This window comes from Acidobacteriota bacterium (genome assembly GCA_009861545.1).
Taxonomy (GTDB): Bacteria; Acidobacteriota; Vicinamibacteria; order Vicinamibacterales; family UBA8438; genus WTFV01.
Genome location: VXME01000127.1, coordinates 1 through 4,513 on the forward strand (window position 1 = coordinate 1; position 4,513 = coordinate 4,513).

5 protein-coding genes are annotated in these 4,513 nt (G+C 71.9%); all 5 read left to right on the top strand.

The window, feature by feature from the left end; translation table 11 throughout:
- Positions 1-13 precede the first annotated feature (13 nt).
- Complete coding sequence (gene rpsR, locus F4X11_20320) at positions 14-250, top strand: 30S ribosomal protein S18 (GenBank protein ID MYN67341.1); 237 nt, start codon at positions 14-16, stop codon at positions 248-250.
- A 12-nt stretch (positions 251-262) separates the two neighbouring features.
- A complete protein-coding gene (locus tag F4X11_20325) occupies positions 263-775 on the top strand; it encodes a 50S ribosomal protein L9 (GenBank protein ID MYN67342.1) in 513 nt (170 codons plus the stop codon).
- A gap of 80 nt (positions 776-855) precedes the next feature.
- A complete protein-coding gene (dnaB, locus tag F4X11_20330) occupies positions 856-2,202 on the top strand; it encodes a replicative DNA helicase (GenBank protein MYN67343.1) in 1,347 nt (448 codons plus the stop codon).
- A 20-nt stretch (positions 2,203-2,222) separates the two neighbouring features.
- On the top strand, positions 2,223-3,362 hold the full coding sequence (alr, locus tag F4X11_20335; GenBank protein ID MYN67344.1) for an alanine racemase: 1,140 nt from the start codon (positions 2,223-2,225) through the stop codon (positions 3,360-3,362).
- A gap of 15 nt (positions 3,363-3,377) precedes the next feature.
- The coding region (gene radA / locus F4X11_20340; GenBank protein MYN67345.1) for a DNA repair protein RadA at positions 3,378-4,513 on the top strand (1,136 nt) is incomplete at its 3' end.

A 4,513-nucleotide genomic window follows, 5' to 3' on the forward strand; every position in this document is an offset into this window, starting at 1 on the left:
TGGGCTCGGATATGTGTATACGCCACAGCGCCGCGGCGGCGGGCGCCGGCGCAAGGTCTGCCGCTACTGCGTGGACAAGGTGGACTACATCGACTACAAGGACGTGCGTCTGCTCATGATGGCGATCGCCGAACGCGGCAAGATCCAGCCCCGGCGCATCTCCGGGACGTGCGCCAAGTGCCAGCGCAAGCTGACGACGGCCATCAAACGCGCACGCCAGCTCGCGCTGGTGCCGTACGTGCTGGATTAGGAGTCGCCGATGATGGAAGTCATCCTGCGGGATCACATCGACAACCTGGGCCGTCGCGGCGATATCGTCAACGTGGCCAACGGCTACGCGCGCAACTACCTGTTGCCGCAGAAGCTCGCCCTGCTGGTGACGCCGTCGAACCGCCGGCAGGTGGAGCGCGAGCGGGTGGTCGCCGACGCCCGCGAGGCGGACGAGCGGGCCCGCGCCGAGAGCTTCGGCGAGCGCCTGCGCGGGACCGAGTGCGTCATCCCGCGCCGGGTCGGGGAGACGGGCACGCTCTACGGGTCGGTCACCTCGGCCGATGTCGCGGACCATCTCGCGACGCTCGACTTCGAGGTCGACAAGCGCCAGATCCAGCTCGGCGAGCCGCTGAAGGAGCTCGGCGAGTTCCCCGTGACGGTGAAGCTGCACCGGGAGGTGAGCACCGAGGTCACCGTGAAGGTGGTCCAGGAGGATACCGGCGCCGAGTCGGCCGAGGCCGACGCCGAGACCGAGTCGGCCGAGGCCGGGGACGCAGCGACGTAGCCCGACAATCGTCGCCGAACGCGACCGTTGCGGTCGCGCTGCGGTCGGCGGGCGGCGTTCCGAGGCGGTTGGAGCGAGACATGGCGCAGCCGGCCGTCAGCGCGGGCGAGAAGGCGCTGCCCCACAACCTGGAGGCGGAGCGATCCATCCTCGGCGCCATTCTCATCCGCAACGATGCGTTCAACGTCGCGGCGGAGCTGATCGACGCCGACGACTTCTTCCGTGACGCCCACCGCCGCGTCTTCGACAAGATGGTCGACCTCAACGAGCGGGGTCAGGCCATCGATCTGGTCACGCTGCGCGACGAGCTGAGCCGGTCCGGCGATCTCGACCCGGTCGGCGGCCCCGCCTACATCTCGTCGCTCGCGGACGGGGTCCCGCGCTCGACCAACGTCGAGCACTACGCGCGGATAGTCAAGGAGCGCGCCACGCTCCGCAATCTGATCGCCGCCGCGAACCGCATCGAGGCCGAGGCCTACACGGCGCAGGACGAGGCTTCCGTCGTGCTCGACCGGGCCGAGCAGGAGATCTTCGCGATCGCGGAGGGCCGCATCCGCAGCGGCTTCGTGCCCCTGAGCGAGCTGGCCCAGGACAGCTTCGCCACGATCGAGCGGCTGCAGAACGTCCGGAACGCGGTCACCGGCGTGCCGACCGGTTTCGCCGACATCGACGACATGACGGCCGGCCTCCAGCCGGCGGATCTCGTCATCGTGGCCGCCCGCCCCTCGATGGGCAAGACGGCGTTCGCGCTGAACATCGGCGCCCACGTCGGGACCACCGGCGAGCGGACGGTCGGCGTCTTCAGCCTCGAGATGGCGAAGGAGCAGCTCTTCCTGCGGATGCTGACCAGCGCCGCGCAGGTCGACTCCCACCGCTTCCGCACCGGCCTGCTGACCGACGCCGACTACGCCAGCCTGTCGGAGGCGATGACCTCGCTGTCCGCCGCGCGCGTGTACATCGACGACACGCCGTCGCTCGGCGTGCTGGAGATGCGGGCGAAGTCGCGGCGGCTGCAGGCGGAGCACGGGCTCGACCTGATCATCATCGACTACCTGCAGTTGATGCAGGGGCGCGGCCGGTTCGAGAACCGTAACCAGGAGATCGCCTCGATCTCGCGTTCGCTCAAGGCGCTGGCGAAGGAGCTCGACGTGCCGGTGGTGGCGCTGTCGCAGCTCAGCCGCGCACCGGAGTCGCGCGGCGACAAGCGCCCGCAACTGTCCGACCTGCGGGAGTCCGGGGCGCTGGAGCAGGACGCCGACGTGGTCATGTTCATCTTCCGCGAGGACATGTACGACGAGACGCCGGAGAACGAGAACGTCGCGGAGATCATCATCGGCAAGCAGCGCAACGGACCGACGGGCACGGTCCGTCTGGCCTTCCTGAAGCAGCAGACCCGCTTCGAGAACCTGAGCGCCGACTACCAGTAGCCGGGCCCTGACGACCCGCCGTGGTACGCCCAACCCATGCCGTCGTCGACCTCGACGGTCTGATCGCCAACTTCCGGGCGATCCGCGGCCTGCTGGCCGGCGGCGCGGGCGGCCCGCCGCCGCGCATCGTCGCGGTCATCAAGGCCAACGCCTACGGCCACGGGGCGGCGCGCGTGGCGCTCGCGCTCGAGGGGGAGGCGCGGGGCCGGTCCGTTCCGCCGCCGATGCTCGCCTGCGCCGACATCGAGGAAGGCGTCGACCTGCGCGCCGCCGGGGTGCGGGCGCCGATCCTGGTGTTCGGCGCGCTGAGCGTCAGCGATCTCGACGGCGTGTTCGCGCACGGCCTGACGCCGACGGTCTCGTCGCCGGCGGCGGCGCGGGCGCTGGAGCAGGCGGCGGCCGCGCGCGGCGTGCGCCTGGGGGTGCACCTGAAGATCGACACGGGGATGAACCGGTTCGGGTTCCGCCACGACAATCTGCCGGCGACCCTGCCGGCCGTGCTGCAGGCGCCGCATCTGGCGGTGGAGGCCGTCTATACGCACTTCGCGACCGCGGAAGACCGCGAGCACCCGCTGTTCGAGCACCAGCGCGCGCGCTTCGAGGCGGTCCGCGCGGCGGCGCCCGCACTCGGCCTCGCCGGCGTCTGGTGGCACGCCGCCAACAGCGCCGCGCTGCTGCGGGACCGGCGGACCTGGTACGACGCGGTGCGGCCCGGCCTGCTGCTGTACGGCATCGCGCCGCCGCCGCTGGCGCCCGACCTGCGCCTGCGGCCGGTGATGTCGCTGCGGAGCCGCGTGGTGGCGGTCAAGGGCATGCGTCCGGGCGAGTCGGCCGGCTACGGCGCGCGCTTCGTCGCGGACCGGGCATTGCGGGTGGCGCTGATCCCGGCCGGCTACGCGGACGGTCTCGACCTGCGGCTCGCCGGGCGGGGCGCGCTGCTGGTCGGCGGCGTGCGGGCGCCGGTGGTGGCGGTCTCGATGGACTCGCTGGTCGTCGACGTCACGGCCGTAGAGGCGGCGCCGGGCGACGAGGTCGTCCTGCTCGGCGCACAGGGCGCGGACGCCATCGGCGCCCGGGAGGTGGCGGGCGCGATAGGCACGGTGCCGCACGAGATCCTGTGCCGCATCGGGGCGCGGATCGAGCGGACCTATAATCCCTGACTCATTCCCCGAACGATGCCCAGAGCGAAGGCGGAGGCGCGGACGGTGTTCGTCTGCCAGACGTGCGGCAGCCGGTCGCGGAAGTGGACCGGGCAATGCCCGGACTGCGGGGAATGGAACACCCTGGTCGAGGAGCCGGAGGCGGCAGCGCCGGCCGCCGGGGACGACGCCCGCTACGGCGGGCTCGCGGGGCCGGCCGAGGTGCGCCGCTACAGCGAGATCGACGTCGAGAACGCCGCGCGCGTGCCGAGCGGGTTCGGGGAGTTCGACCGCGTGCTCGGGGGCGGCATCGTGCCCGGCTCGATGGTGCTGGTGGGCGGCGAGCCGGGCATCGGGAAGTCGACGCTGCTGCTGCAGGTGGCGGCGCGGATCGCGGCCGCGGCCGGTCCCGTGCTGTACGCGTCGGGCGAGGAGTCCGAGCAGCAGGTGAAAGAGCGCGGGGAGCGCCTCGACGTCGGCGACGCCGATCTGTACCTGCTGGCCGAGACCTGCCTCGAGAGGCTGCTCGAAGCGGTCGACCGGGTGCGGCCGAGGCTGCTGGTGGTGGACTCCATCCAGACGATCTACTCGCTGAACCTGGCGTCGGCGCCGGGCAGCGTGGGGCAGGTGCGCGAGGCGGCGACGCACCTGCTGTTCGGCGCCAAGCGGCGCAACCTGCCGACGATTCTCGTCGGCCATGTCACCAAGGACGGGAGCCTGGCCGGGCCGAAGGTGCTGGAGCACGTGGTCGACACGGTGCTGTACTTCGAGGGCGAGCGGCATCATTCGCACCGCGTGGTGCGGGCGGTGAAGAACCGTTTCGGGGCGGTCAGCGAGCTGGGCGTGTTCGAGATGACCGGCGCGGGGCTGGTGGCGGTCTCGAATCCGTCGCGCCTGTTCCTCTCCGACCGCGCGGCCGGGGTGCCGGGGTCGGTGGTGCTGTGCTCGCTGGAGGGCACGCGGCCCATTCTGGTCGAGGTGCAGGCGCTGGTCAGCACCGGCGCGTACGGGACGGCGCGGCGGATGGCGAGCGGCATCGACCACAACCGCCTGTCGCTGCTCCTGGCGGTGCTCGAGAAGCGGGCGGGGCTGGGGCTGGCCGGCGAGGACGTGTTCGTCAACGTGGCGGGGGGGCTGGCGATAGACGAGCCGGCGGCCGATCTGGGAGTGGT